This is a genomic window from Altericista sp. CCNU0014 (assembly GCF_044923475.1).
Classification (GTDB): Bacteria; Cyanobacteriota; Cyanobacteriia; order Thermosynechococcales; family Thermosynechococcaceae; genus JAAURS01.
On the sequence record NZ_CP137338.1, the window covers coordinates 1157680 to 1183521 of the forward strand.

The 25842-nt window shown below is 51.4% G+C and carries 28 protein-coding genes; 12 read left to right on the forward strand and 16 right to left on the reverse strand.

All coding sequences use genetic code 11. The annotated features are described in order from the left end of the window. Positions 1-6: 6 nt before the first annotated feature. The 4 genes from R6H26_RS05820 to R6H26_RS05835 form a co-directional block, all read right to left on the reverse strand. Positions 7-3819 (reverse strand): hypothetical protein, encoded by a 3813-nt coding sequence (locus R6H26_RS05820; RefSeq protein WP_404789143.1) that lies wholly within the window; start codon positions 3817-3819, stop codon positions 7-9. 191 nt (positions 3820-4010) lie between these two features. Then, on the reverse strand, positions 4011-4823 hold the full coding sequence (locus R6H26_RS05825) for a DUF928 domain-containing protein (RefSeq protein WP_404789145.1): 813 nt from the start codon (positions 4821-4823) through the stop codon (positions 4011-4013). 193 nt (positions 4824-5016) lie between these two features. After that, entirely contained in the window at positions 5017-6963 is a 1947-nt protein-coding gene (locus R6H26_RS05830; RefSeq protein WP_404789146.1) for a CHASE2 domain-containing protein, read from the reverse strand. 262 nt (positions 6964-7225) lie between these two features. After that, positions 7226-7393, reverse strand: coding sequence for a chlorophyll a/b-binding protein (locus R6H26_RS05835; RefSeq protein ID WP_404789148.1), 168 nt, complete (start codon positions 7391-7393; stop codon positions 7226-7228). 340 nt (positions 7394-7733) lie between these two features. Here R6H26_RS05835 and psaI point away from each other — a divergent pair, with 340 nt between their 5' ends. Beyond that, positions 7734-7832, forward strand: a complete 99-nt coding sequence (gene psaI, locus R6H26_RS05840; RefSeq protein WP_404789150.1) for a photosystem I reaction center subunit VIII — start codon at positions 7734-7736, stop codon at positions 7830-7832. A 163-nt stretch (positions 7833-7995) separates the two neighbouring features. Here the strand turns inward: psaI and R6H26_RS05845 are convergent, their stop codons facing one another. The 6 genes from R6H26_RS05845 to R6H26_RS05870 form a co-directional block, all read right to left on the reverse strand. Beyond that, the gene (locus tag R6H26_RS05845; protein ID WP_404789152.1) at positions 7996-8115 is read right to left on the reverse strand and encodes a photosystem II reaction center protein J; all 120 of its coding nucleotides are present in this window, start codon (positions 8113-8115) and stop codon (positions 7996-7998) included. 125 nt (positions 8116-8240) lie between these two features. Beyond that, complete coding sequence (locus R6H26_RS05850; protein WP_404789153.1) at positions 8241-8357, reverse strand: photosystem II reaction center protein L; 117 nt, start codon at positions 8355-8357, stop codon at positions 8241-8243. A gap of 9 nt (positions 8358-8366) precedes the next feature. After that, entirely contained in the window at positions 8367-8501 is a 135-nt protein-coding gene (psbF, locus tag R6H26_RS05855; RefSeq protein ID WP_404789155.1) for a cytochrome b559 subunit beta, read from the reverse strand. A gap of 6 nt (positions 8502-8507) precedes the next feature. Next, positions 8508-8759, reverse strand: coding sequence for a cytochrome b559 subunit alpha (gene psbE, locus R6H26_RS05860; RefSeq protein WP_404789157.1), 252 nt, complete (start codon positions 8757-8759; stop codon positions 8508-8510). Between the two features lie 182 nt (positions 8760-8941). Next, a complete protein-coding gene (locus R6H26_RS05865; protein WP_404791226.1) occupies positions 8942-9922 on the reverse strand; it encodes a photosynthesis system II assembly factor Ycf48 in 981 nt (326 codons plus the stop codon). Positions 9923-10015: 93 nt separating this feature from the next. Next, complete coding sequence (locus tag R6H26_RS05870; RefSeq protein ID WP_404789159.1) at positions 10016-10348, reverse strand: rubredoxin; 333 nt, start codon at positions 10346-10348, stop codon at positions 10016-10018. Positions 10349-10547: 199 nt separating this feature from the next. Between R6H26_RS05870 and R6H26_RS05875 the strand changes: the two genes are divergently transcribed. Both R6H26_RS05875 and R6H26_RS05880 read left to right on the forward strand, forming a co-directional pair. Continuing rightward, on the forward strand, positions 10548-10652 hold the full coding sequence (locus R6H26_RS05875) for a PetM family cytochrome b6-f complex subunit 7 (RefSeq protein ID WP_404789160.1): 105 nt from the start codon (positions 10548-10550) through the stop codon (positions 10650-10652). Positions 10653-11071: 419 nt separating this feature from the next. Beyond that, positions 11072-11836 (forward strand): DUF5672 family protein, encoded by a 765-nt coding sequence (locus R6H26_RS05880; RefSeq protein ID WP_404789162.1) that lies wholly within the window; start codon positions 11072-11074, stop codon positions 11834-11836. Positions 11837-11967: 131 nt separating this feature from the next. Here the strand turns inward: R6H26_RS05880 and ychF are convergent, their stop codons facing one another. Then, positions 11968-13059: a redox-regulated ATPase YchF gene (ychF, locus tag R6H26_RS05885; protein ID WP_404789164.1), complete on the reverse strand. Its 1092-nt coding sequence runs from the start codon at positions 13057-13059 to the stop codon at positions 11968-11970. A gap of 123 nt (positions 13060-13182) precedes the next feature. Between ychF and R6H26_RS05890 the strand changes: the two genes are divergently transcribed. Next, a complete protein-coding gene (locus R6H26_RS05890; protein ID WP_404789165.1) occupies positions 13183-13488 on the forward strand; it encodes a DUF2499 domain-containing protein in 306 nt (101 codons plus the stop codon). Positions 13489-13519: 31 nt separating this feature from the next. Further along, the gene (locus tag R6H26_RS05895; RefSeq protein WP_404789166.1) at positions 13520-13828 is read left to right on the forward strand and encodes a DUF3593 domain-containing protein; all 309 of its coding nucleotides are present in this window, start codon (positions 13520-13522) and stop codon (positions 13826-13828) included. 62 nt (positions 13829-13890) lie between these two features. Here R6H26_RS05895 and R6H26_RS05900 read toward each other — a convergent pair whose 3' ends face one another. Together R6H26_RS05900 and zds are read right to left on the reverse strand one after the other, a co-directional pair. Beyond that, complete coding sequence (locus R6H26_RS05900; RefSeq protein ID WP_404789168.1) at positions 13891-14346, reverse strand: SRPBCC family protein; 456 nt, start codon at positions 14344-14346, stop codon at positions 13891-13893. A gap of 22 nt (positions 14347-14368) precedes the next feature. Then, a complete protein-coding gene (gene zds / locus R6H26_RS05905) occupies positions 14369-15844 on the reverse strand; it encodes a 9,9'-di-cis-zeta-carotene desaturase (protein ID WP_404789170.1) in 1476 nt (491 codons plus the stop codon). Positions 15845-16070: 226 nt separating this feature from the next. Between zds and R6H26_RS05910 the strand changes: the two genes are divergently transcribed. Then, a complete protein-coding gene (locus R6H26_RS05910) occupies positions 16071-17312 on the forward strand; it encodes a hypothetical protein (protein WP_404789172.1) in 1242 nt (413 codons plus the stop codon). Between the two features lie 58 nt (positions 17313-17370). Here R6H26_RS05910 and grxD read toward each other — a convergent pair whose 3' ends face one another. The 3 genes from grxD to R6H26_RS05925 all read right to left on the reverse strand — a co-directional run bounded on the left by grxD (position 17371) and on the right by R6H26_RS05925 (position 18836). After that, entirely contained in the window at positions 17371-17694 is a 324-nt protein-coding gene (gene grxD, locus R6H26_RS05915) for a Grx4 family monothiol glutaredoxin (protein WP_404789174.1), read from the reverse strand. 103 nt (positions 17695-17797) lie between these two features. Further along, positions 17798-18073 (reverse strand): BolA family protein, encoded by a 276-nt coding sequence (locus tag R6H26_RS05920; protein WP_404789175.1) that lies wholly within the window; start codon positions 18071-18073, stop codon positions 17798-17800. 61 nt (positions 18074-18134) lie between these two features. After that, positions 18135-18836 carry a hypothetical protein gene (locus tag R6H26_RS05925; RefSeq protein ID WP_404789177.1) on the reverse strand — a complete coding sequence of 234 codons (702 nt, stop codon included), beginning with the start codon at positions 18834-18836 and terminating at the stop codon, positions 18135-18137. A gap of 188 nt (positions 18837-19024) precedes the next feature. On the opposite strand from R6H26_RS05925, the gene R6H26_RS05930 reads away from it, so the two are divergent. The 6 genes from R6H26_RS05930 (at position 19025) to R6H26_RS05955 (ending at position 25841) form a co-directional block, all read left to right on the forward strand. Beyond that, positions 19025-19612: a nicotinate-nucleotide adenylyltransferase gene (locus R6H26_RS05930; protein ID WP_404789179.1), complete on the forward strand. Its 588-nt coding sequence runs from the start codon at positions 19025-19027 to the stop codon at positions 19610-19612. A 64-nt stretch (positions 19613-19676) separates the two neighbouring features. Next, the gene (locus R6H26_RS05935; RefSeq protein WP_404789181.1) at positions 19677-20630 is read left to right on the forward strand and encodes a class I SAM-dependent methyltransferase; all 954 of its coding nucleotides are present in this window, start codon (positions 19677-19679) and stop codon (positions 20628-20630) included. Between the two features lie 451 nt (positions 20631-21081). After that, positions 21082-22323, forward strand: a complete 1242-nt coding sequence (locus tag R6H26_RS05940) for a response regulator (protein WP_404789183.1) — start codon at positions 21082-21084, stop codon at positions 22321-22323. A 127-nt stretch (positions 22324-22450) separates the two neighbouring features. After that, positions 22451-22816 carry a response regulator transcription factor gene (locus R6H26_RS05945; protein WP_404789184.1) on the forward strand — a complete coding sequence of 122 codons (366 nt, stop codon included), beginning with the start codon at positions 22451-22453 and terminating at the stop codon, positions 22814-22816. Between the two features lie 4 nt (positions 22817-22820). Next, complete coding sequence (locus tag R6H26_RS05950; RefSeq protein WP_404789186.1) at positions 22821-23318, forward strand: chemotaxis protein CheW; 498 nt, start codon at positions 22821-22823, stop codon at positions 23316-23318. Positions 23319-23501: 183 nt separating this feature from the next. Next, on the forward strand, positions 23502-25841 hold the full coding sequence (locus R6H26_RS05955; RefSeq protein WP_404789188.1) for a methyl-accepting chemotaxis protein: 2340 nt from the start codon (positions 23502-23504) through the stop codon (positions 25839-25841). Position 25842: the final 1 nt, after the last annotated feature.

Genomic DNA, 25842 nt, shown 5'->3' on the forward strand with positions numbered 1-25842 from the left:
GGTCTTCTAGCGGAGTGCCCCTAGGCGTTTAAGCGTCAGCTTCTGGGATTCGCTCAGACCCGTAACGCCCTCGATATTCATCCCTTCATAGAGACGATCCGTTTTGAGCGTTCTCAGACATTCCCCCGTTTGGATATCCCAAAATTTAAGGGTCTCGTCTTGACAACCGCTCATGACGGTTTGACCGTTTTTGGCAAACAGAACTGTATAGATCCAATTCGTGTGCCCCGCAAAGGTTTGGAGACAGCACCCTTTTTGTAAATCCCAGACCTTTACGGTCGTGTCTACACTGCCGCTGACCAGAGATTGACTGTCGGGGCTAAAATCGACCGCCTGCACCCAACTGAGATGTCCCCGTAAAGTATCCAGACATTGCCAGGTTTGAGTATCCCAAATTTTGATCGTATGATCCCCGCTGGCCGTGGCTAGTTTGGTTCCGTCGGGGCTAAAGGCAACACCCCAGATCCAGTGTGTATGCCCCTCTAGAACTTGCAAGCAGTCTTCCCGATCGGGTTGCCAGATGCGGACCGTATGATCGAAACTCCCGCTGGCGATCGTGTGCCCATCGGGATGCATGGCTAAGCCCCAAATCCGGCTGCGGTGTCCTTGGAACGTCCGCAGACAGGTCCCAGTGGAGAGATCCCAAAGTTTCACCGTACCGTCAGAACTGCCGCTGGCAAGCAATCCCGCCAACTCGTTGGGGTTAATGCTCAAGGAGCGGGCATTAAAGGCGATCGCCCGGACGGCGCTCAGATGTCCCTTGAGCACTTTGCAACATTGACCTGTTTCCAGATTCCAAAGCTTGATCGCAGCATCTTCCCCTCCCGTCGCCAGCCATCGTTCGGCAGGGCTAACCGCAACGCTCCAAGCAAATCCTTGATGCGCGCGGATTTGCCTCGCACAGCGTCCGGTTTGGACATCCCAAAACCGGATATACCCATCGCTGCTGCCTGTCAGCAATCTGTCCCCAGAGAGTTCTGCTGCCGCACAAAAGCCATTGCTGTACCCTCTCCAGGTCCGACGACAATGCCACTGTTGGGTGTCCCAAAACTTCACGGTGTGGTCAAAGCTTCCGCTGACTAGGGTGTTGCCGTTAGGGCTAAAGGCAACATCGAATACATCGTTGGTATGTTCCTGTAAAACCCGTTGACACTGTCCGGTCTGTAAATCCCAAACTCGAACGGTCGCATCCGACGCGCTACTCGCCATCATTTGCCCATTGAGACTCATACTGAGGCTGTAAATCAAACCGATGTGGCCCGTTAACGCCCCATAGCAGTTGCCAGTGTCCGAGTGCCACAACTTAATCGTGCCGCCCCCATCTCCCGTTGCTAGAATTTGACCCTCAGGGTTAAACGCAATGGACCAAATGTGATGGTTTTGTCCGGTCCAGGTTTGGAGACAGTCTCCGGCGATCGTGTCCCAGAACTTTAAGGTTTGATCGCCGCTACCCGAAACGATAACGGGTTGAGATGGGTGAAACGCGCAGGATAGGACGGGACCCTGATGCCCGGTGAGAATATGCCGACAGTTCCCCGTCTCGATCTCCCAAAGACGCAAGGTTTGGTCTTCATTCCCAACTGTGGCGAGCAGACTCCCATCCGGACTAAAGGCTAACTGCCGAATCCAGCCCGTATGATCGGTCCAAATGTTGAGGAGTTGACCGGCAGATTGAGGTGATTGTCCGTCCAAACCACCAACAGAATGGGATACTCCTGCCGCGATCCTCTCCTCAATCTGCCACAGTTTCACAATATGGCACGAAGCAGTGGCGAGCAATTGTCCGTTGGGGCTAAAGGCCATCCCGCACATGACGCCTTCATGGCCGCGCCAGCTTGAGAGCAGTTCGCCATCGGTCGCGCTCCGCAAGGAAATCTCGCCGTTGGAGTCCCCCAATGCCAGACAATTTCCATCGGGACTAAAGGCAATTCTGAAGACCCCGCCTAAGGTCTCGGAAAAAAGAGATTTCGTTAAATCTGCATTTTGAAAGTTAACCTGATGGAGCATCAGACTTTGCAAATTCGCTTGCCAAACTGCCAAATGGGAGAAGTCGTAGCGGGAAAAATCGGTCCCCATCTCCCGTAAAAGGTTAATGACATTGCCTGCGCCATAGCCAGGCAGGTTTGCGTAGTCGGCGTGCAAGCGTTCCAGAAGCTGGTTCAGCAAGGATTCCGATGGCTGTAGGGAATTGAGTCTCAGCTCTTCCAATAGTGGCTCAATAATCACCCGAATCTGACTGCGACGGACGTAGTCTTTGGCCGTTGCCTTCATCAAGGCAAGACGCACGATCCAGTCAATTTGCCGGGTCAAAATCTCTTGGGCGATCTGTGCGATCAGTTTTTCGGTCGCGTACTCCATGACGACGGGCTGCTGGGAAAAGCTGACGGACTGGGCTTCTGCCAGAGTAGACGTAGCGGTTTCAATCAGGCTGCGTCTTCCCAAGGAGCGCAGCGTTTCAGGCAATTGCAGTTGGGACTGGACAGAGACTAAATCGTCCCTGAGTTCGTTCAGCGAGACAAACTCGCGGTTGATGGCCAACCAGTACATGGCTTCCTGTTCGAGGTCGGAAAGACGATTAAACTGCCGCTCTAATAAATCCCGGATGTCATCAAACATCAGCGTTTTCGAATTCGGCTGAAGGTACTCTAATAAGCCAGATACGCTGCCGCCAAACACATCGTCTACAACAGCAGACACCATCTTTAAAGCGAGAGGATTTCCTGCATAATGGCGTACCAGTCCTTCCCATTCCATTTCAGTTGCTGCAAAACTGCCACGCTGTTGAACAATGGCCTGCCCTTCCGCTTCTCCCAGTCCAGAAAGACTCATCGATCGCACGGGGGATTCTTCTCCTTCTAGTAAGGTGATTTCCCTGAGTTTTTCTCGACTTGTAATTGCCAAACAGCTTTGATGGCGAGTTTCTCCCAGACGCTGAAACAAGTCTCCATATCCTTCATAGCCTTCTCGATAGATACCGGAACGTTCTCCTCCGCGCAGAATCGTTTCCGCATTATCCAAGATAATCAGACAGCGCGATCGCCGTAAATAATGCAATAACTGAGAAATTCGATCTTCTTGAGTGCGGGGCAGGCTTGCTTCGGTTTCCTGCCGATCCGAGAGAAATTGAATGATATCGCACAGCAGCGCATTTAAGGGCGGCGCATTCCGCAGCGATCGCCAAATGACATACTGAAACTCTGCGGTCTGCGAGGCGGGATTCGACAGGTCTGAACTACTAGTCTGCGGTATTCTACGATGGCCGATGACTTGCTCCGCCACCTTCACCGTCAGGGCTGTTTTCCCCATTCCCCCCATGCCCGACACTGAAATTAAGCGACACCGATCGTCGGCGATCCAGCGATGGAGAGTCTGGAGTTCTGCCATCCGTCCTAAAAAAACGGAAACATCCATGGCTTCTCCCCAGTCTTGGCGGAGCGTTGGGAGGACCTGCTCGGGGGTTGCCAGGGCAGAGAAAAGCTGCGGATTCTCGTTGGAAGTCTTTCCGCTGGCCGCTCGATCGATGACTGTGGAGGGGGTTAGGGTTGAAGGCGAGCTTTGCTCGTTGGCGTATCGACGAGCGTAGGTTTCTAGACTAGTGCGCAGGTTACTTTTCGTCACGTTTTGGCCCATTGCCTGAGTCAGGCTTTTCCATAGGCCAGATCCGACCGATTTGATATAGCCTTCATCATAGGCAGAGATATCTGCCATTTCCGCATAACTTTTGCCTTCCCATGCGTGCTGAAAAACAAAGGCGTGCAGATCGTTGAGGGGTTTGGGCAAAATTCGATCTAAAAGTGCCAGGGCTTCAGCAAGGGTCATGTCTAACTCCTGTGGCCATCCAAAGGTTTACCTTTTGACGCCATAACCTAAGCTTTTGGATGTGAAGATTACAAATAATTTTAAATTGAAGCGCGTACCACCCTCGAAAGCGACAGTTGTTGGTTGAGGAAACTTAAAACGGGAGGCAAGTCGATCGAACGCCTGTAGGAAAATCGATATCGTGCGTGACTTTACGAGCGCGACAGTGTCGTATTGTCGTGCTGCAGCACTTTAAGTCTTCGGATGGCAATCGAAGGCGACTTTAGATTGGCTAATCCTGCCTGCGCCAGCAATTGTTTCCAAAGTCGAATCGTGGTTTGGTTCTCAGGTTGGGCCTGCATGGATCGAGCGAGGACGGTCATGGCATCGTACCAAAAGCCTCGTTCTGTATAGAGCCGTGCTGCAGTCTCTAGCGTGCTGGCGTTGAGAGAAGCGCTGAGGGCGGGGGCGATCGCCACCTTCTGAATCGCTCCGCGAATGAAAGCGACCTGACTGGGGCGACTCGGGTTGCACTGAATGCTGAGGGTCCAACGATATAAAGTGCCAGGAACGAGGGAAGGAGACTGTTCTGGCACGGTCAGGCTGACCAGCTCTGGAGCGGTTTTGGATTGGACGAAAGTCGTTTTGTAGATGTAGCGATCTTCAGCATCTTGCAGGACGAACTCGACGGGATTATCGGTTTGGGAACGAGCTGGTAGATAAAACCAAAACGTCGGACGATCTGAAACGGTCAAATCTGGAGACTTGCTGCCAACGCCGCGCGGCGCTATTGCTTGCATCGCCGCGTACTGGGCGCAAGTTCCCCGACTGGCCCCTCCCCCGGTTCGACCTTTGGGGGCGCCGAGGTTAGGTGGAATGGGCGGGTTGTATTGGAGGACCGATGTTTTTGGACTGGACGCGCGGCGCGGCTCGGATGCCTTTAGGGGTAGAGCAGTTCCCAACGCCAAACCCAAGCCAAGACCCGCAACCCAAAGGGAAGTCGGTGCGATCGTCGACTTCCGCATCGATCTGTCTTCCCGTGGCTGGGCCTGCGATCGATGGAACCCTTCAAAACGCCGCCTTAGAGACAGATTGGCTGAATTGCGAGTTATATCCAGACAGCAGTACTTTTTCATTCCCCTCAATTCCGTACCACAGGAACGGTATGTTCTAAGCGTATCTTGCTTTTCGAGATTCTCTATGTGCTGTAGCAAAGATTCAGAACGATTCCCGAGATTTCCTTAACTTTTCCTGCTGTACGGCGAGTTTGCGATAGCCAATCGTGCCTCCTGTAAGCAATAACGCCAGCATAGCAGGCACTAAAGGAAGCCATCCACCCCAGGTCAGCGCTACCAAACAGATCGTGCAGAGCCCCAAACCGATCGAACTCAATCCGGCTAATACCTGAGGCAAGCGTCGCGCCCATCCAACCGCACAACCGCCAGCAATTCCCCAAACCCAGATCCAGAGACTATCGCCCCACAGGGGCCAGACCCAAATTGAAGGCCGCCGATCGAGGGTCGCGCTCAAGAGATGACTGATGGCATGGGCCTGAATGAGGACGCCGGGCACTTTGCGCGTGCCTCCCGCTCCGTAGGGTGTTGCCCAAAAATCGCTAGAAGAGTTTGCGTTGACGCCGATGAGAATCGCCCGATCCTCGATCGAGTCCGGGGTGATTTTGTCGTTCAAAACGTCGGACAGCGAAACCTGCAATGCAATGTCTTGCGGCTTAGGAAGCGATCGAAAGTTCAGTACCATTTGGTGGCCTCCCTCACTCTGGAACTGATAGCCGCCTCTTAAAGACTGGAGGCGCTCGAACGCAGTTTTGCCCAAGACTAGATTGCCATCTGGGGTAAAGGATGGTTGAATTCCCAGCTCTGCCAGATATCGCAGTGCAACTTGGGTGCCAAAGCTGTAGTGGGTTTGGCAGGGCGAAAGCGGGTCTGGTGTCATAAACAGGAGCTGTCGCCGGATGATGCCGTCGGGGTCTTCGATGAAGTCGCTAAAGCCCACGCGGGCGATGGGAACTTCGACGGGCGGAGAGACGCCCTCGGGATCGCCCTCGGGATCCCTCGCCTTGCAGACGGCGATTAATTTGGAGTTTTGGCGCAGGATTTGCGCCAACTGCGGAAACTGTGCCTGAACCGGAAAGTCGCGATAAATGTCTAGTCCAATCGCCCTAGGTTTGAAGGGTTCGATTTTTCGCAGGAGCTTTAGGAGGTTGCGATCGGACAAAGAACTGCGCCGACTGTCCGCTGTCTGTTGAAGTAAATCTCGGGCGGTTACGGTCACGATCAAAATCCGATCGTCTGGCCGTTCGTGGGGCCGCAGCCGCATCAACCGATCGAAGCTCCACAGTTCTAGCGCCTGCAATCCTCCGATCCACCGGAGCCCGCTTGCGGCAATGCTCCAGCTCAAGCTCGCGATTAAAATCCAGAGCGCGGTTTGTTGAGTACGTTTGCTTGGGGCGATCGCCGATAATGCAGCAGGTCGCTCCCGTCCCGTTGCGGCGGGTTCTGGCAAAACAGGCTTTAAGTAGCCCTCGTTAAACAATGCTTTCACATCCAAGCGAGGCGGTTGGGGCTGCTGTTGGTCCCAGAGGGCCTCAAAAATGGGAACCTCTCCCATGCTTTTGAGCAAATATTGCCCGTGACTGTGAATCTTGAGATCCTTTAGTCCTGAATTGCGGAGTAAGACTGCGGCAACTTCCGAGAGCAAAATTTGCGAGCCTTGGGCTAAGTCCGCAATCCGAACCAAGCAATCGACCTCCTGCCCGATATAGTCGCCATTGCTTTGGGTAGGGGTACCCGTGTGAATGCCAATTCTGACCTGCAGGGGACCTAGGGGCGTTTGAATGGGCTGCTCTCTGTGGTTTTTGAGCAATTGAACGGCCCATTCTAAGGCCAGGGTCACGCTAGAAAAGACTATAAAAAAAGCGTCTCCCTCTGTTTTGACGACCCGCCCTCGATACTGTGCCAGGCTGCGTTCCACCCGTTCCCGATGGGGCTGCAGGATTTGCGATAGGTAGATTCGGTCGCGATCGCTGACGTACTCTCCCTGCAGCTCGCGCTTCATCGCAGTGGAACCGAGCAAGTCGGTCCAGACCATAGTAATCATGGCGGCATCCGATGGGCGATCGCGTCCAGGCGTGACGTTCTCAGGCACATCGCCTCCTAACCAGCCCAAGCGGGTGGAACTGCCATGTTTTTGCCATGTTTTCGAGCGAATAACCCAGACAACCCAAGTCTAGTTGTTATACACGCCTCTGTACAGATACAAGCATGACAGCAGCCCCACCCCAAATGAGAGGAGAACAGAAGACAGCCGGCCTCGTGCCATTAAAAAAAAGCTATTGGTATCAATAGCTTTTTGGGATTGCGTATGGCGCGCGAGATCGAACTAGGAAACTCAGGCGTCGATCGCAGGTTTAGAGCAAACCCCAGAAATGAAGAACGCCTTCGTTTGAAAAAGCCTCAGTGAGGATAACAGCTAAAAACCCGATCATCGCCAAACGACCGTTCCAGATCTCTGCTTGAGGGGTAAACCCAAAGACCCACGCGTTGCGATTTTCAGCTTCGACTTGTGTTTTTTCCATGGTGATAAACCTACAGGAGTGATTTTCTTTAAATAATGTAACGAATCTTTTGACTTTATGCAACGAATTGTCAATATTCGTTAATGTGCGTGTCTGTTTGGTCCATTTTGATGCATTTGCGATCCTGCGCCTGGAGAACGCTCGATTTTTCGATGTGGCGTCTGGGACAATGGGAGCTTTTAAGGTGCTAGCAGATTGGGAAGCCGTTCAAAATCGAGCGTTCGAGATCGAGTGCCAACGCTATCGACGATTGCAATGAATTAATACTTTTCTCAGGAAGGCTTGATTGTTGGAAACCTCATGGTGATAATAAAAGGCGTTAGCAGAACGAGTATTGATTATGAGCTCAGATCTTTTACCTTCGGTTTTGGTGCCCTTAGTCGGTTTAGTCTTTCCGGCTGTTGCGATGTCCTTTTTGTTTCTTTACATAGAACGGTAACGCTGAGCGAGCGCTAAATTTTTTGGTCTAGCGCGATGTTTTTCTGACTCAACCCGTCCATAAATAAATCCGTCTGCCGCAGTCTTGCAGTAGACGGATTTATTTTTTATTGATGGACCCAATAAAGCCCCTCTGGCCGCCTGCATTCAGGCGACCGATGCTTCTAAAGCGACGATCCAAGACCTGCATAGGCCCCGTAAAAGAACAGCCCTAACACGACAAGGATGCCGGTTCCTGCTACTGTTGCTACGATCCACAAGGGTATTCGCCCACTTCCAGACATTCAGCGTTTCCTCCTCTAAAACTATGATTAAGGTTCGCCATCCCAGCGCGCTGGCACGGTAAACCCGTTTGCTGACAAGATTTGTTACGCGGTACTTCGCGGCACTGCGTAACGGGAATGAGATATTAGTTGAAAAAATAACTCGAAAACAGCAGTGCTACCACAAAAATGAGCAGCAGCCCTAAGTACAGAGAAGTACGGTTTAGCTCGACGGGCTGGTTATTGGGATTCTTTTCTGTCATGACAGCGTCCTAACGGTGAATGAACTGCATAGATGCGATCGCGCCTAAAAAGAAAACGCTAGGCACGGCAAGGGCATGAACAGAAAGCCAACGAACCGTAAAGATAGGATAGGAGACCGGTTGATTTGGATTATTGCTGGTCATAGTGTTTTAAAGTCCTTTTGTAAATTCGTCAATTTGCTGTTTTCCGGCAAAGCGATCGCTCACCAAGGGAACTTCTTGACGCGCTTGATCGAAGTATTGGTCGGGTCGAGGGGTGCCAAACGCATCATAGGCAAGCCCCGTGCTCACAAACAGCCACCCTGCAATAAACAAAGCCGGAATCGTAATGCTATGGATTACCCAATAGCGAACGCTTGTAATAATATCGCCAAATGGTCGTTCCCCAGTAGTACCAGCCACTTTAATTACCTCTTATCAACACAGTTTAAATCGAGATCTGCCTCCGAAGAGAGATTGGATTTTTTCCATCTCTGAGGAGGTCGCTTTTAACTTACATCCCCGATCATACGAAACAACAGAAACTCTCACAAGTAAATCTTCTGTGCGTCGATCGACGGCTCGCGTTTCTAGCCTCTGACTGCTCAGCCGACATAGCGCAGCAGAATGCCAGATTGACCGAGGACAAAGCCTCGATCGGGACTTTGGAACATCACGCGATAGAGATTGGTCGCCAGCTGATTGGCCGAGCGATCCTTCTGCCACGTTTTACCCCCGTCGAAACTGCACAGCAGGTTGCCGCTACCGCCCGTCACCCATAGCTCCTCTGGGGTTCTATAGGCTAGATCGAGCAGCCCCACGCTAACTGAGTAATCCGGCGCGATCGGTTCGTCCCATTCGTTGGCATCGTTGCTGAACTGAATTTGTCCGCCTCGAGCCAGCATCCAAAGCTGACCGTCAGGGGCAAATCCCATGTTCTGAACCCGTCGGGAACTGTTTCGGTTGTGGGGTTCCCAGGATAATTCGCCGGGCTTCCAGATAGAGTAGAAACTGCCTCGCGAGGAGACGGCTACGTAGCTTCCATTCGGTGCGCGATTCACGTTCCTGAGCACGCCGAAGGCTTCCTGAACCATGGCAGTCCAATGGCGACCGTTGTCTTCGGTTTTGTAGATGGCGCCCACGTCCGTTGTCATTTCGGCAGCATGAGGGCCAACCGCTACCACCATCGCAGGCTTGCCTGGCAGCTTAGCGCTTAAAGGAATGCTAGACCAAGACTGCCCAGCATCTTCGGTGTGCAACAAAATAGACGGCTCTCCAGCAATCCAGCCTTCGTTCCCAGAAAAGCTAATCGAATTAAAACGATAGGATGTATCGCCTAATTCAAGCTGTCGGGGTTCCCAGGTTTTACCGCCATCTACAGTTTCCATCAGGGTAGAGCGCGTCCCCGTCAACCACCCATGATCCTCAGACACGAAACTGAGGTCGAGTACCGTAGCGTCCGTGGGAAGCGACACCAACTCCCAAGGACTGTTTTCTAAGGCGGGAAGATAAGCACAGGAGGTACAAAAGACGAGGGCGATCGAGACGGCCAGCAGCGACTTCAACAGTTTTTGGAGCGAATGCATCATAAATCCAAGGTGAATCTAGCGGGATCGGTTGGGGGGTGGTTTACGGCGGATTTTCCTTCTTGCCGTGGAAAAAGTGGCAAGCTGGGTTATCTAACCCAATCCGTAAAAACTGAGCAAAATCAAAACAAACAACCCTAAGACACCAAATATTAAAAGATTTTTTTGGCCGGGAGGCAGTGCGTTAACGCCGATGCCATAGTTTAAGTTTTCCTTGAACCCGGATGGCGAACCGACAGGGCCAATGTTGCTGAACTTCGAAACGGATGCGCTGCAAACCGGGCAAGCCCAGTTTGCGGGAAGCGCTGCAAAGGCAGTCCCAGGCGGAACCTGGCGGCTATCTCCTTTTTCGGGCTCGTAGATGTAGCCACAAGCCCGACACTCGTATCGATCTAAGGATTCTGGCAGTGGCGTCTCTGAAGACATAACCTAAACAACGATTTTTTATGAAAAACACTGTAAACTATTATGACATGAAACTTAGCATCCCTATCTAGAATGCAGATTTAAGCTTTTGGGTAAGGTTTTTTGAATTTGATGTCCTAAGTTTTATAATGTGGGTTGTTTCGTTGCACCTTCGATTTGGAAGGCAGCGTCTAGAAAATGCGTTTTGGATATAAAAACTATGGGCGGAGAGATTTTTAACGCGGCAATCTTGCCATTTGTGCTGGTCTTGGTGGGGCTTGGATTGGGATATCTTCTTTTAAAGCTGACCCCTGAAGAAGAGTAATGCGTTGCTCGATTGTTTGGAAGGGTAAAATGTCTCTTCGCAACCTTTAATTGAGTGAATCGTTCTTTGAACCGATCGAAGAAATGTCCGTATGTATGCCTTAACGGACTTGAGTGTCTGATAGAAGTAACCGTAAATCTCCTGCACTGTAGATTTACAGCTATGCCTGTCAGGCACTTCCTTTTGGAACGATCCGTTAACTTGAGCTGAGTCTGCCACTGATGGTAAAGAAGAGAGGGGGCTGTGCGATCGCTTTGAGCGAGGCGCTTACCTCGGATTGAATTCCCCTCCCCCTAAATAAAGACTAAGACATTTGCAGAAATCGGTAGAGTACTTGACAATCTTTAGCCTGCCGCTCCACTATTTTGAAAATTTAAATACTGAAGTCCTCTAAGCCAAGTCTTTGGAGCGGAGTTTGTATGAGACAGGAAAATTTGGTTGCGGTTGTAATTCCAACTCACAAGCTTGAAATGAATCATGACGAGGAGATTTCTTTTCTCCAATGCTTAAAGGTTCTGCACAAATACCCGATTTTTATGGTTAAACCTTCTAGGATAGACGTTTCTAGCCTTGAAGCTAAATATTCAGGTTTGCAGTTTGAATCATTTGAAGATGAGTACTTCGAAACTGTTACTGCTTATAATTTGCTGATGCTTTCTCAGGAGTTTTACCAGAGATTCTCTAAGTACAAGTATATTTTAATTTATGAATTAGATGCTTTCGTTTTTGAAGATAACCTAGAATATTGGTGCAATCTAAACTATGACTATATAGGCGCACCTTGGCCCTGCGATTATCCCATTCAAATGCCAAATATTTCAAGGATTATCGATCTCGCAAGAAGAATTAATTCTTTTTTTGGGAAAGAAAAGTTATCTGTAGGAAATAGTGGCTTTTGCCTCAGGAAGACAAAATCTCACTTGCTCGCCCTCAAAATTTTCTCCAAGCAGGCTAGAAGTTGGAATAGATGGAATATCAACAACGATCTCTTTTGGGCTAGTATGCGGTACTTTTACCCGTTTTTTAAAGTGCCCGACAGTCGCGTGGCCATGCAGTTTTCATTTGAGATGGAGCCAGAGAAGTTTTTCGAGCTGAATGGCGATCGACTCCCTTTTGGCTGCCACGCTTGGGCAAAGTTTAGCCCGAGTTTTTGGAAGACAAAATTTAGTAACTTAGAAGTGTGAAATAAATAGGTTTGTGCCATTCTTGTATTATAGATTTCCTCAATATCTCTTGGAGTTCTTTTTAATTGAATTAGCCTCTATCGATTGTTCGTTGCTTGAATTGAATTCTCAGTTGACTCAAATTAATTGACTCAAACGTTGAACCGAAATAGCATAACATCTCCTTCTTGGACGACGTATTCTTTTCCTTCGCTACGCACCCAACCTTTTTCTTTGGCGGCTGGCATGGAGCCTGCGGTCACGAGGTCTTTGTAAGAGACGGTTTCAGCTCTGATGAAGCCTCGTTCGAAGTCGGTATGAATCACGCCAGCGGCTTGAGGCGCTTTCATTCCCGCATGAATGGTCCAAGCACGGGTTTCTTTGGGACCCGTTGTGAAGTAGGTGCGGAGGCCCAGCAGTTCGTAGCTGGAACGGATTAGGGTTTGCAGCCCACCTTCTCGAACGCCAAGGGATTCGAGGAAGTCTTGACGGTCTTCTGCGGGAAGGTCTACTAGCTCTGCTTCGACTTGGGCGGAAACGACGGCAACTTGGGCCCGATCTTGGGCGGCAATGGCGCGCACTTGCTCTACCCAGGCGTTTCCGGTTGCTAGGTCGTCCTCGGAGACGTTGGCTGCATAAATAACGGGCTTTAGGGTTAACAGTTCCAACAACCGTACGGATTCTAATTCTTCTTCGGTTAAATCGACTTGACGGGCGGGTTGGCCTTCATTGAGGGCAGCAGACAGTTTTTCGAGGGCGGTTAGCTCTAGCTGCGCTTCTTTGCTAGTGCGGGCGAGTTTGCGGGTGCGCTCGATGCGGCGATCGACTTGGGTCAGATCGGAAAGGGCTAGCTCTAGGTTGATGACTTCTATGTCTCGCACGGGGTCGACGGAGCCGGAGACGTGAATGATGTCGTCGTCGTCGAAGCAACGCACGACGTGGGCGATCGCATCCACTTCCCGGATATTGGCCAGAAACTGATTCCCCAACCCTTCTCCTTGGCTGGCCCCTTTCACGAGACCTGCAATATCGACAAACTCGACGCGAGTGGGTACGATCTCGGCGGAGCTGGAAATATCGGACAGAACCTGAAGGCGATCGTCTGGGACGGATACGACACCCACATTTGGCTCGATGGTACAAAATGGGAAATTGGCCGCTTCTGCTTTGGCGTTTGCCACAAGGGCGTTAAATAATGTTGATTTACCTACATTCGGAAGACCGACAATCCCAGCTTTCAGCATTGAAGACTCTTTAATATTTACCCTAATTATATGGGTTGAGCTGCATCGCTCGAGTCATAAGGGTTGCCTTAGCACTAGAAAATCGCGATACACTCCAAGTGGTTCTAGAGGACTGGCTTTACGATGCACGCGCTTTCCATCCCCACTTGGACGATCCATATTTCTAGCGTTATTGAATGGATTGCGGCAATTTGGCTGATCTGGCTCTACGCCGATGTCAGTCAAACCCCTAGCTGGCGCTGGCTCTCTTTGGGCATGTTGCCCGCGTTGGTGAGCGCGATGTGTGCCTGCACCTGGCATTTTTTCGATAATTCGCCCCAGTTGGAATGGCTGGTGTTGCTCCAGGCTGCCATGACGGTAGTGGGTAACATGACGCTTTGCGGTGCTGCCTGGTGGATTTGGAGAACGTCGCAGCGGTCTTCGGTTTAGCAATCCTCAATTCTTCGGGTAAGTTTAGCTGATGACAAAAGAAACGCTCTTTGCACTTTCCCTGTTCCCCTACCTGGGGTTTCTGTGGTTTCTGACCCAGTCTGGGCAAACCCCTCGCCTCGCGCTGTGGGGCTTTTACATGCTGCTGGTGTTTGTGGTCGTCACGATTCCGGCAGGGGCCTACACGCAGCTCGTGTTGGGAGAAACCCTTGCCAACGTCGATCCCATTCACGGCGGAGCCGAGTTTTTTTTAACCCTGTCTAATATTTTGGTCGTTTTAGGGTTTCGGCAGGCCATTCAGCAGCGCAAAGTAGCAAAGGAGCCGCCTCAAATTCCATGAGGGCACAATGCCTTGCGCCCCTGGAACAATGAATTTTTAGATAATTGAATACCTTTTGATACTTAATGTATGCCGTTTGCTTGAGCGTGCTTCACCGCATAGTCTCGGAATCGGTCCATATCGGCTTGAAGGGTCGATTCCACGATCTTTCCTAAAAAAAGGCCGTCCATCCATTTCAAAACTGCGGGAATCTTAAAGCCCACCGTCAGCCGGACGATACTGCCATCAGCTTTGCGATCGTAAAACCGAATGGCCCCTCGGTTGGGCAGACCATCTACCGATTCCCACTGAATGATTTGATGGGGAACTTCCCTTAAAATCCGCGAGAGCCAGGTAAACTCGAAATTGCCGCTTGCGAACTTCCAACGGGACAGTTCCGGGCGATCGGCTTGGACCTTGACCGATTCAATCCATTTCATCCAGTTGGGCATTTGCTCGAGATCCGACCACAGATCCCAAACCGCATCGACCGAAACGGGAACCTCTACCTGAGCGCTATGTTCGAGCCAGTCAGCCATGTTTTGCGATCGCTCCAAAGGTTTAAGTCGCTAGGGCAGGGGTACTTGTTTGCTGGGTAAGGGCATCGGCCTGGGCCAAAATCGCGCGGGCCGCCCGCCGTCCAGACAAGGTGGCTCCTTCCATGCTGTCAATATAGTCCTGCTGCGTGTAGCTGCCGGACACGAAAAAGTTGCCCACGGGCGTTTTCTGATCGGGTCGATAGGGATCCATGCCTGGAGCCTCCTGATAGAGAGACTGCGCCAATTTCACCACACTATACCAGGTCATGTTCAGCTCTCGTGCTGACGGAAACAGCTCGTGGATCTGCTGGAGGGCGTGCTGGGCGATCGCCTCGTTACCCATCTTGATAAACGGATCGCCGGGGGTCAGCACCAACTGAATCAACGATCCTTGTCCTTCTCGGTAGTAGTCCTTAGGGCTGGCTAAGGCCAAATCGGCAAAGCAAGAAAAGTCTGCGTCAGAACTATAGAGCAGGTTGTCTAACCCCGCTGCCCGATCGAGCTGCTTGCGCGCCTTCGCATCTTGCAGTTCCGTCACCCAACCATCAAATCGAAGTTGCACCGTTGCCACCGGGACCGCCTTGAGTTTGTAAATATTGTCGAATTCCGGCCACTGCCGCCATGCTTGGGGCAGCAGTTTTTGAATCCCCGGCACATCGCAGGCTGCAACGTAGGCATCTGCTGTCACTATTTCTTCCGTATCGTCCTTTGCAATCCGCAATCCCGTCACGCGGGTATCGGTACCCTCGCCTTCAAACAACACCTCGCGAGTTTGGCGGCGCGTGTGGACTTTTCCGCCTCTGGCCTCAATGTAGTCCACCAGGGGTTCGATCAAATATTTTGCGGGAGAACCTGCCAATAGATTGAGCTTGGATGCTTCTGTCTTAGTGGCAAACATCAGGAAAATCGTCAGCATGCACCGTGCCGAAATGTTTTCAGTGTCGATAAAGCCTAACGCTAGGGCGATCGGGTCCCAGAGTTTGTGGAGGCTTTGGTCATTTCCGCCATGTCCCCGAAACCAGTCTGCAAAGCTCATCCGATCTAAAGACCTAATCCATTTCATGGCTGCTTCATAGCTGACCAATCCCGGCACGACTGGGCTCGTGCCTAGAGCGAGGGCATTGCGAATTTTATCCGGCCAAGAAAGCTGCGTCGTCGTAAAAAATGCCTTTAGGCCGTTAAAAGGAGCGCCGAGGGCAAACCGGAAATCGAGCTGTCCGATCTTCCCGCCCCGATTCACGAAAGTATGGGTGTGGGACTTGGGCAATAAATTTTCAAAGGACCCTACCTTTTGCATGAGTTCGAACAAATTGGCATAGTTGAAGAAAAAAACATGCAGCCCCATCTCAATGTGGTTGCCATCGGGGTCTATCCAGCTCCCGACTTTTCCGCCTACAAACGGTCGTGACTCGAATAGCTCGACTTGGTGACCTGCATCCACCAGATCGATAGCCGTTACAAGCCCTGCAAGCCCCGCACCAATAATTGCAACCCGCATGTTTTCCTACTCAGCCCAATTTGCTTTACGTATTGTAATAGGCTTAGGGGTTTAGTACACCGATCGTCCGCGCCGCACCCTACTATTTATTATTTTCGTAGCGCGCGTTCGAGCGACAGTCCAAATAAGTTTTCTATTGCCCTCCGCAAAAAGTGTCGTCTAGGGCTACTGCAATGGCTAGGATGGGTACTATGAGTAAGGGACTCACCAACTGGGGTAGTGACTTGTGGCTGAACGGGCTAACGATGAAATTCTACAACTTGCTGGCCAAGGGAATTTGCAGGCTTTGTCGGTCTATTTAAACCGCCATCTGATCCCGAGCGGCGCGCATGTCAAAGTCAAGCAAAAAGAAGAAGCTTTGCATGTTTTGATTGTTGCCATGTCGGACTCTGAAAATGCGGGGCTGATCGACACGGTCCAAAAGCTTGTGGTCGGGCTTCGCCCCGCTCGCGTCACGCGCGTTAAGGTCTACACGCAGGTTTTGGGTCAAACCCAGGCGAGCTTGCGGCAGCAGTTTTCGATAAAATCGACTGCGGATCGGCAGGCACAAACTCCCCCTGTAATTTACTCGGGACCGCCCCCTTCCGAACGGTTTCCGTCTCCGTCTCCGTCCCGTCAAACATTTGCTCCGTCCGCTCCACCTTCGATCGCAAAAGATCCCAACTTTGAGGGTTCGACAACCTCCGAATCCGCGCCTGCCCCCAGCGCATCAGCGCCATCCTTAGAGACCCGTCGCTATTCAGTGGTCGAGTTTCTCGCGCAGGCAACCAACCTTGAAGATCTGAGCGTGCTGCACGATCATCCTTTTTTTACAGGCGTTTGCCCGAACTGTCACCATCAATTTCCGCAGGCCAGCCAGCCTCCCACTTACTGGGATTGCCCGAAGTGCGGGTGGAAAGACGATTTGAGCGGGGTAATGCCGCTTCGGGATAGTCGCGATTGTAAAAGCCAAATTTCTTTGGTCGAAAGTAAGCGTTTAGGCGATTATTTAGTTGAAGCAGGACTTCTAAAGGCCTCTCAAATTGAAGTTGCCTTGGCCGATCAGGGGACGACGGGTCTGAGATTTGGAGAGGTTCTGGTTCGGCGCGGATGGGTTAAGGAAGAGACAATTGAGTATCTGATGCAGAAAATTATTCTGCCGGAGCGCCGAGGCAATCAAAGTGGGGCGTCTTATTTGGAATCTAGCCGCAATCTGCTGAAGACTCTCCTAAAGAGCAAGCCCGCTCCCCCGGTTGCTGCGGATTCTCCGTTCTCTAGTCCTCCTGTAGCTCCTTTGGAAGCTCCGAAACCCCCTAAACCCCCTAACCCATCAACCCAAGACAGCAAGAGTAGTGACAGTACTCCGGCACCGGCCAAGGTTGCGCCTTTTAGTTCTGGCAAGCTAGCAAATGAGCGAGAAACGTTGATTTTGCCGGATATTGAACTGGATGAGTTGGATGCCTACCTGAACGGATCTCATGCTCCATAAAAAATGCTGCCGAGCCTCAGACCCTGCAGCAGTAACAACTGTCAAAATATTTTTCAACCTAGGAAGCTAAAGCGACCTCTACCATCTGCTGGAGCTCGCCTTGCTGGTACAGCTCGATTAAAACGTCCGAACCGCCTACAAACTCTCCATTGATGTAAACCTGCGGAATGGTAGGCCAATTGGAATATTCTTTAATGCCCTGGCGAATATCGGCATCTTGAAGGACGTCTACGGTTTCGTAGGGCGCTCCGAGGGAGTTTAGGATCTGCACTGCATTGTTGGAAAATCCGCACTGAGGCATTAGCTTGGAGCCTTTCATGAACACGACAATTTTGTTGTTTTGGACGAGTTCTTCGATTCGCGCTTGCAGTTCGGAGTTCATAAAAAATATCCCTTTAAAGTCACGACACAATCAAAATAGTTGAGGTTTAAAGCGTTTGGGCGGGTTTGCTGAATGGAGCGGAACATAAGATCTCCGCTTGGGTCTAACTGTCGGCCATTGCCGCTGCACCCGCTGCTTCAGCCCATTTTTCTGGCGTATAGGTTTTTAGCGCAAACGCATGAATTTGCTCTGTTTCCATGGCCCGATTGACCGCGTCATAAACTAAACGATGCTGCTGTACCAGAGATTTTCCGGCAAATGCCGATGAAACAACGATCGCTTGATAGTGATCTCCCCCTCCTGTCAGGTCTTGCACTTGCACCTGCGCGTCGGGCAAACCCGCTTGAATTAACTGTTGAACCTCATCTGGTCCGATCATAAACGTAACCTCGTTCAATCGACACGTTCTTCAAGCTTAGCGTTCGTCGCGAAGGGGACGATCACTTTTTCTCAACGGGAAGCTTCTCAACGGGAAGTTTTTCGGATGGCGGTTGTTGGGCTGGCGATTGTTGGGCTGGAGGCTGTTGGGCTGGAGGCTGTTGGGCTGGCTGTCGAAAAGGAACATCCACAAAGCCGAGCTCGAAGAGCTGCTGATAAGATTTTGTGCCGAGGTCTCGGCTTGGATTTTGGCTGCGGATAATTTCAATGAGCAGCGGGATCGCTTGTTCTGGTTTATTTTGGGCGCGGTAGACCAAGGCTAACTGATAGGTAGACCGATCGCGCACTTGGGCGGTATCTAGGGCCTTGCGACGCAGGCTATCCGAAGCGCGATTGTCGATGCCTAGAAAGGACCCAGCTAGGGCCTGGTAAAAATTGGAGAGCTGATTGGAAATCTGTCGCGCATCCTGGAGTTTCGTTGCAGCTAAGCTATAGTTTTGGGCGGAAACGGCACTTTCTGCTTCCGCAAGCAGGCGCTTTGTTGCTTCAATACTAAAAAGTCCGCCTTTGCCACCGGAGGGACTCATAATCTGCACGTTGTCGGGCACCGCAGGTTGCGCTGCGCCGCTACCGGTAAAGTCTCCGGCTTTCTGAGCGCGAACCGCTGCTGGAGACAGCAGGGCCAATACGAGAGAAACTGCACCGGCAGTCCGAAGACTCAATGTACGCTGCCGCTGTCTGCCAACTGTTCCAAATGACACCATGGATGCACTCTGTAATTTATCTGAGTAGTTTTATCTGGGCAAAGGCATTAAGCGCTAAGCTCCGAAACATCTTATCATTTGAAGCTTCGGTGCAAGCGCTTCTACCTGTAAGCCTTCTTGACCGAGATCGTGACGCTAAGCTACTCCATAAATGTTCCAATGTTTAGTCTGTAGCAATAACAGAGACGATGCTTGAGATTGCGCTCTTTGGAACCAGTGCCGATCCGCCGACGACGGGCCATCAGGCAATCTTAGAATGGCTGGCGACTCGTTTTGACGAGGTGGCGGTTTGGGCTGCCGATAATCCATTTAAGTCAGGGCAAACGCCCTTGGTGCATCGGCAGGCAATGCTGGCGCTGCTGCTGGATTCCGTCCGGCAAGATTGCCCTAACGTGCACCTGTGCGATCGTCTCAGCAATGCGCGATCGCTCAATTCCGTCCGTCTCGCTCAGCAATGTTGGCCGCAGGCTCGGCTGAGTTTGGTGGTGGGTTCCGATGTGTTGGCGTCGCTGCCGAGCTGGTACCGCATTGAGGAACTCCTGCAATCGGTTCGCGTCCAAATCGTGCCGCGTCCCGGTTTTCCCGTCGAGATGGCCGATCTGAAGACGCTGAAGGATTTAGGCGGTCAGTTTGCGGTAGCGGCGGATTTTGTGGGGCCGGATGTGTCTTCTACGGCCTATCGGCAGACCCAGGTAGAGGAGGGGATGATTCCGGCGATCGCCGCTTATATCCGCGAATACGGGCTGTACAATGGGGCAAAGCGGAGCGCGCCGTGATGTCGCGATCGTTCCAGCCTCTCCAAACCGAAATCGTGTAAGCCCAAGGGTTGAAAAGAGATCGATGACCGCAAAACTAAAGCCCGACTGGGCTGGTGCCAACCTCCTGTCTCAAGTTGTCAATGGCTTGATTAAAACCAAGCCCATTTACGGACTCATGAAGCAGCAGGCGCGGAAGGTCCTGATCGACACGGCTGAAAAAAACGGCATCCCTTGGCGGCAGAACGTTCGAGACTTCGAGGCTTCAGGGATACAGAGCCAGCTCGATCGCAGTACCAATCCCAGCATTGTCTATCCCGACTACTACAACGTCCCCTTCCATGCCTACGACGAAGGCAACCTCTGCTGGTTGGCCGCCTTTGAAGCAGAGTCTGCGACTTACGCAATGGCCATGCGAGTGTGGCGCGACGAAAAGCTAACTTGGCAGGCGGCCCAAGATAGGCTGAGATCGAGCTTTCATGCCGTGCTGGGCGATCGCGGCCCTCAGCAGGTCAAAAATATTCTGGATATTGGCTGCTCCGTCGGGATCTCTACGCTGGCGCTGCACCGCTATTATGCCGAGCGCGCCCAGGGGTTTGCGGTGAATACTGTGGGATTGGATCTTTCCCCCTACATGCTAGCGGTGGCTCGAGCGAGAGATTCCCACCGGGAAGTCAGCGAGTGGGTTCACGGGAACGGCGAAGCAACCCCTTTCCCCGATGGTGCGTTCGATCTGGTGACGCTTCAGTTTCTCATTCACGAGCTACCCCGCCAGGCCAGTCGCGCCATTTTTCGAGAGGCCCTGCGCCTGCTCCGTCCGGGGGGATGTTTGGCCATTGTGGATAACAACCCGCAGTCGCCCGTGATTCAAAATCTGCCGCCAGTGCTGTTTACCCTCATGAAAAGCACGGAACCTTGGAGCGACGACTACTACACGTTTGATGTAGAGGCGGCCTCGATTCAGGCGGGGTTTGCTCCGCCTGTCACAGTTGCGAGCGATCCTCGCCATCGCACGATTGTGGCAAAAAAGCCGGATTAATTTGAGACGCTGATGGGACGATCGCACGAAATCGCCCCCCGCAACGCAACTCCAGCCCCGTTCGAGCGCGTCAGTCGGCGATCGCGTCGTGCTTCTGCGCGTTACATAAATTTTGATTTGTAAAAGATGGTTGTAAAAAAGGGAACCATGGATCGATGCAATGGCCCTCAGCCAACCTCATGCGCCATGACCTGCCTCTCAGCCAATCATCCTTAGAAGCTTTGAGCGTTCGGCGGTTTCTAGCGGATCGTCCGTCCGTTACGGATGGGTTTGATGGGTTTCTTCCGACCGGCGATCCTGGTGGGAGAGCTGCGTTTCGGATCTTATACTCTGTCTACAAATGCGGAGCACCGATTGTCTATCCAGAAAGTCCTTTTTGTAAGACATCGCTGTATCCATTCAAGGTTTTCGTCTCGGACAAATTTCTCAAGGGAGTTAAGGGGTTAGAACGGTGGGTAACGATATCACGGTCATGACAAAACTTTTCCAGGAACTGAAACGCATTCAAATGATGCAGCTCTCTGGAAAGCTCGCGCTTGAGGTGGCTCAGGTGAATCAGCCACGTTCGAGTACGTGGCACATTTACTTTTATATGGGACGCGTCGTTTGGGCGACTGGCGGGATGCATCGGAACCGCCGATGGTTTCGAGCAGTTAAGCAGTTTTGTCCCCCTTTGATGACTCAGGACTGGATCCGCAGGACCGCAGCCATCATGACAGATTCCGAAGAAGCTGGATACTGGGAGATTCGAACGATCGATCTGGCCGTCCAAGCAGGCGTCATGACCCCCGATCAAGCCAAAGCGATTGTGGCCAATTACGTTCAAGAAGTCTTTTTCTGCATCATCGATCGGTCTGACGTTCAATGTCAGTGGAGTCCTCTAACGACATTACCGCAGCAGTTTGTTTGGTTAGACGTCGATCGAGTGGTTGAAAACGCGTCAATTTTGGGCGCGCAGTGGCGTAAAGCGATTTCTCAATATCTCAGCGACTGGCAGTTTGACGTTTCTCCCGATCTCGCGCCTGTTGTCAAACAACCTGAAAAACTTCAAAGCATCGTTTCTCCAGGGGTTTATCAAGGTCTTACGAAGGTCCTCACCGGACAAAATACGGTTTGGGATGTGGCACTGATCATGAAAAAACCTTTCATCACGGTCGTCAGTTCCCTCATCCCTTTCGTGCAAGACGATATTATGGGACTCAATACAATTCCCGATGCAGTCTTTCCCGGATTTAAGCCGCAAGTTGTGGTGAAGCCGATTGAATCCAAAGGTTTAATTGCCTGTATCGATGACAGTCCCGTCATTGGAAAGGAACTGGAGGCCATTCTCAACCCCCTAGGTTATGAAGTATTCAGCATTCTCGATCCTTTACAAAGCCTCACCATACTTTTACAAAAAAAGCCAAAGTTGATTTTCTTAGACTTAGTCATGCCGAATACCAATGGGTACGAACTTTGTTCCTTTCTTCGCAAAAGCCCTTTGTTCAAAGAACTTCCCATTATTATGCTGACGGGACACGATGGCGTCATCGATCGCCTCCGGGCTAAAGTGGCGGGCAGTACCGACTTCTTGAGCAAACCTCCTGAGGCGGTTAGGGTTATGCAAGTGGTTCAGAAATTTCTCAGTGAAATGCCGATAGATGATTCATCTGAAGTCGTTTCACAATCCATCAATCGAACTGTTTTTCAATAGAATTTTGTAAAGTTTTACCAAAAACTTTGACTTCGGTGATTTGGCGAGCAGAAAGGGCAACCTAAACATAAGGGAGCCTTCACCAATGAAGCTCACATGTATTTAGGTCGATTAGGAAGTAGCATTAATGGCAACCGTATTACTTGTAGAAGACACCATGACTGAGGCCGTCATTATTGGCGGTACCCTCAGAAATGCAGGCTTTGAAATTATTCAGGCCGTCAGTAGCGAAGAGGCTAAGGTGAAGCTGAGCCAACTCAGACCGGATTTGATTGTCCTGGATGTCGTGTTGCCGGGAGAAAGCGGTTTTGAATTGTGCCGAGAACTAAAGGAAAATTCAAACACGGCCAACATTCCAATTGTGATGTGCTCTACCAAAAACAGCGAGATGGACAAGTTTTGGGGAATGAAGCAGGGGGCTGCAGCGTATCTGACCAAACCCATTACGCCGGAAGACCTAGTGCGTACCGTGAAGCTGCTGGTTCAAGGCTAAAGCAATGAGTACTTCTACTTCCACTCCCCTGCCACCCTCCCCTCCAGAAACGCTGCAGCAATTTCTGCGCTTTCAACTCCCCGGCAATATTCAGGCAATGGTAGATACCCAGTATCTGGCTGAAATTTTGAATTTGAATTTGAGCCAAGTTGTGCCCATCTCCGGGACGAACCCAGTCATGATGGGCGTTTGTAATTGGCGAGGAGAAGTATTATGGCTGGCCGATCTGGGGTGCCTTTTGGGTTTCCAGCCCCTCTACGTCCAGAATTTGCGAAAAGGTCAAGTCAATACGATTGTGGCGCGCCACGAGGGCCGAACGTTGGGGTTAGGTGTGGAGCTGGTCGATCGAATGCTGTGGTGCGATCGCGATCGCATTCAACCCGATTTCAAGCAGCCATCGCATTCTCCAAGGCTCGAGCCTTACGTCCAAGGGTATTGGGCGGATCTTAAAGAGGGTGGATGGGTTTTGGATATTGAAGCAATTATGAATAGTTTGCAGTGAATACTGAGGTTGCCGCTGCAACCTAGCGATCGCGGAATTTTCTAAGTTTGACGGCTGGGCAATCTCCTCGAGGAGATTGCTGTTTCGGTCGTGTTTGACATCGATACGACTGGCTTCCATCGAGTCAGAAACGAGTCTTTACAACATTTTGATTTGTTATGCAGGAGAGCGCTCAATATGGTCATGAATAATTTATCTTCGGACGCGCCAGATTTTTCCGATGCATCCATTCCCAAGCGGTCGGCATCCGAGCAATCTGAGGAAAAGCTTCTGACTTATCGGGGCCAGACCTTTAATACCAAAGGCGATCGCATTGCCAACACGTCCAAGTGGTACGCGCTGAGCTTGCGAGCCAAAGCTACGATACTGGCGATCGCCCTAGGAACAATTCCTACACTGGGCGTAGGCGGCATTGCTTTCAATCTGGTTAGCAAAACCGTGACGCAACAAATTGTCGATACCCACCAAAACAAAGCAGTTGAGGCAGTCGATAAACTCACCCGATTTGTCTTTGAACGATATGGTGACGTCCAAGTTTTGGCCAATCTACCCATTTTACGCAACGCAAGTCTGAGCGCAGCCGTAAGCCTCCAGGAAAAACAGAAAGTTCTGACGCAGTTTGCCGAAACCTATCAGATCTATGACAGCATTGCGGTCTATGGCTTGGACGGCAATCTCATTGTCAACGGGGGCAAAGAAAAAGCACCTGCAAACAATTGGGACCGCGAGTATTTTCAGATCGCGCTCAAAACTGGCAAACCCTACATGAGCGAACCCATTATCTCGAAAGTGACGAAAGTCGCCAATATTTTCTTTGCGGCTCCCATTAAAGATTCTGTGACAGGTAAAACCATTGCCGTCATCCGGACGCGGATGCCCGTCAAAGACTTAGAGCAAGTCATTACCAGTTATGGGGACGAGGCAACTCAAACGAACTATCACTTTTTTGATGACTCTGGCAAGATCTTTATGGCCAGAGAGAAAGATGTGGTGAATCAAAATATTGAGGAGGAGTTTCCCAATCAGTTGGCCGAACGCCGAGCGACTGGAACCCCCAGTGTTTGGATCGGGAATGATGCCAGCCTTGGGAATACGCAAACTCTGAATGCTTTTGTCGCGACAAAAGCATTCCAAGGGATGCCTGACCTGAAGTGGGGCCTTGCCTACAACGTCAACACTAAAGATGCATTCAAATCAGTCAACGATCTTCAGTTGTCTCTCACATTAGGGACGGCGGCAGCGGCGATCTTAGTGGGGTTAATTGGCGCATACTTAGCAGACCGTGCTATTCGTCCCTTGCAGGCAGCGGCCCAAGCGGTGGAAAAAATTGGGCAGGGCGAATTGGATGCTCGCGTGAATGTGACCGGAGAAGATGAGCTTGCCGTACTGGGCGCTAACATCAATAAGATGGCGGCGGAGCTAGAAACGCTGATTGACAATCAAAAAGCCGAAACTGAGCGACTGGAGGTGGCACGGCAAGAGGCTCGCATGGATGCCGACGCTAGCGCTCAAGAACAAAAGCAGCAAAAGGAATTTCTTCAAAAACGAGCGTTGGAACTCCTAATTGAAGTAGATCCGGTCAGCCGGGGGGATTTAACCGTTCGGGCCAATGTCACGCCCGATGAAATTGGGACGGTAGCTGACTCCTACAACGCCATTATTCGCAGCCTCAGGCAAATCGTGCAGAAAGTGCAGGATGCTGCTGCCTCTGTAACTTACACGGCTGAGGGAAATGCCGCGACCGTGCAAAAGGTGGCTGATGAAGCGACCGAGCAAGCCTTGGCGATCGCCAACGCGCTCCAGCAACTTCAAGTCGTGACCCAAACCAGCGAAGGAGTATCCGAGTTTGCGAAACAGGCCGAGCAGCAAGTGCGCTTAGCCAGTGCAGCAGTTAAGGATGGAGACGACGCCATGAACCGCACCGTCGCGGGGATTTCCACCATTCGCGAAACGGTGTCGCAAACTTCTAAAAAGGTGAAGCGCTTGGGCGAAGCATCTCAGAAGATTTCTAAAGTGGTAAACCTGATTAGCGGATTTGCCGCCCAAACCAACCTCCTAGCGCTGAATGCCGCCATTGAAGCCGCACGGGCAGGGGAAGAAGGTCGAGGCTTTAGCGTGGTAGCAGAAGAAGTGCGCGCCCTCGCGCAGCAATCTGCCGCCGCAACGGCTGAAATTGAATCCTTGGTAGAAGAAATTCAAACCCAAACCAATGAAGTGGTGACGGCCATGGAATCCGGGACGGAACAAGTGGTGGCGGGAACGCAACTGGTGGAGGAATCTCGTCAGAAACTGACGCAGATTTCTGCGGTGAGTACCCAAGTCAACGCGCTCATTCAAGAAATTGGGCGAGCTGCGGCTGAGCAAACGGAAGCGTCTGCGACCGTGAGCCAGACCATGGAAGGCGTGGCCGTCATTGCAGCGGATACTTCGAAGCAATCGGAAAATATGGCGGGTTCCTTCGGTCGCTTGTTGGAAGTGGCGCAAAGTCTACAGGTCAGCGTGGCGCAATTTAAGGTTAGCTAAT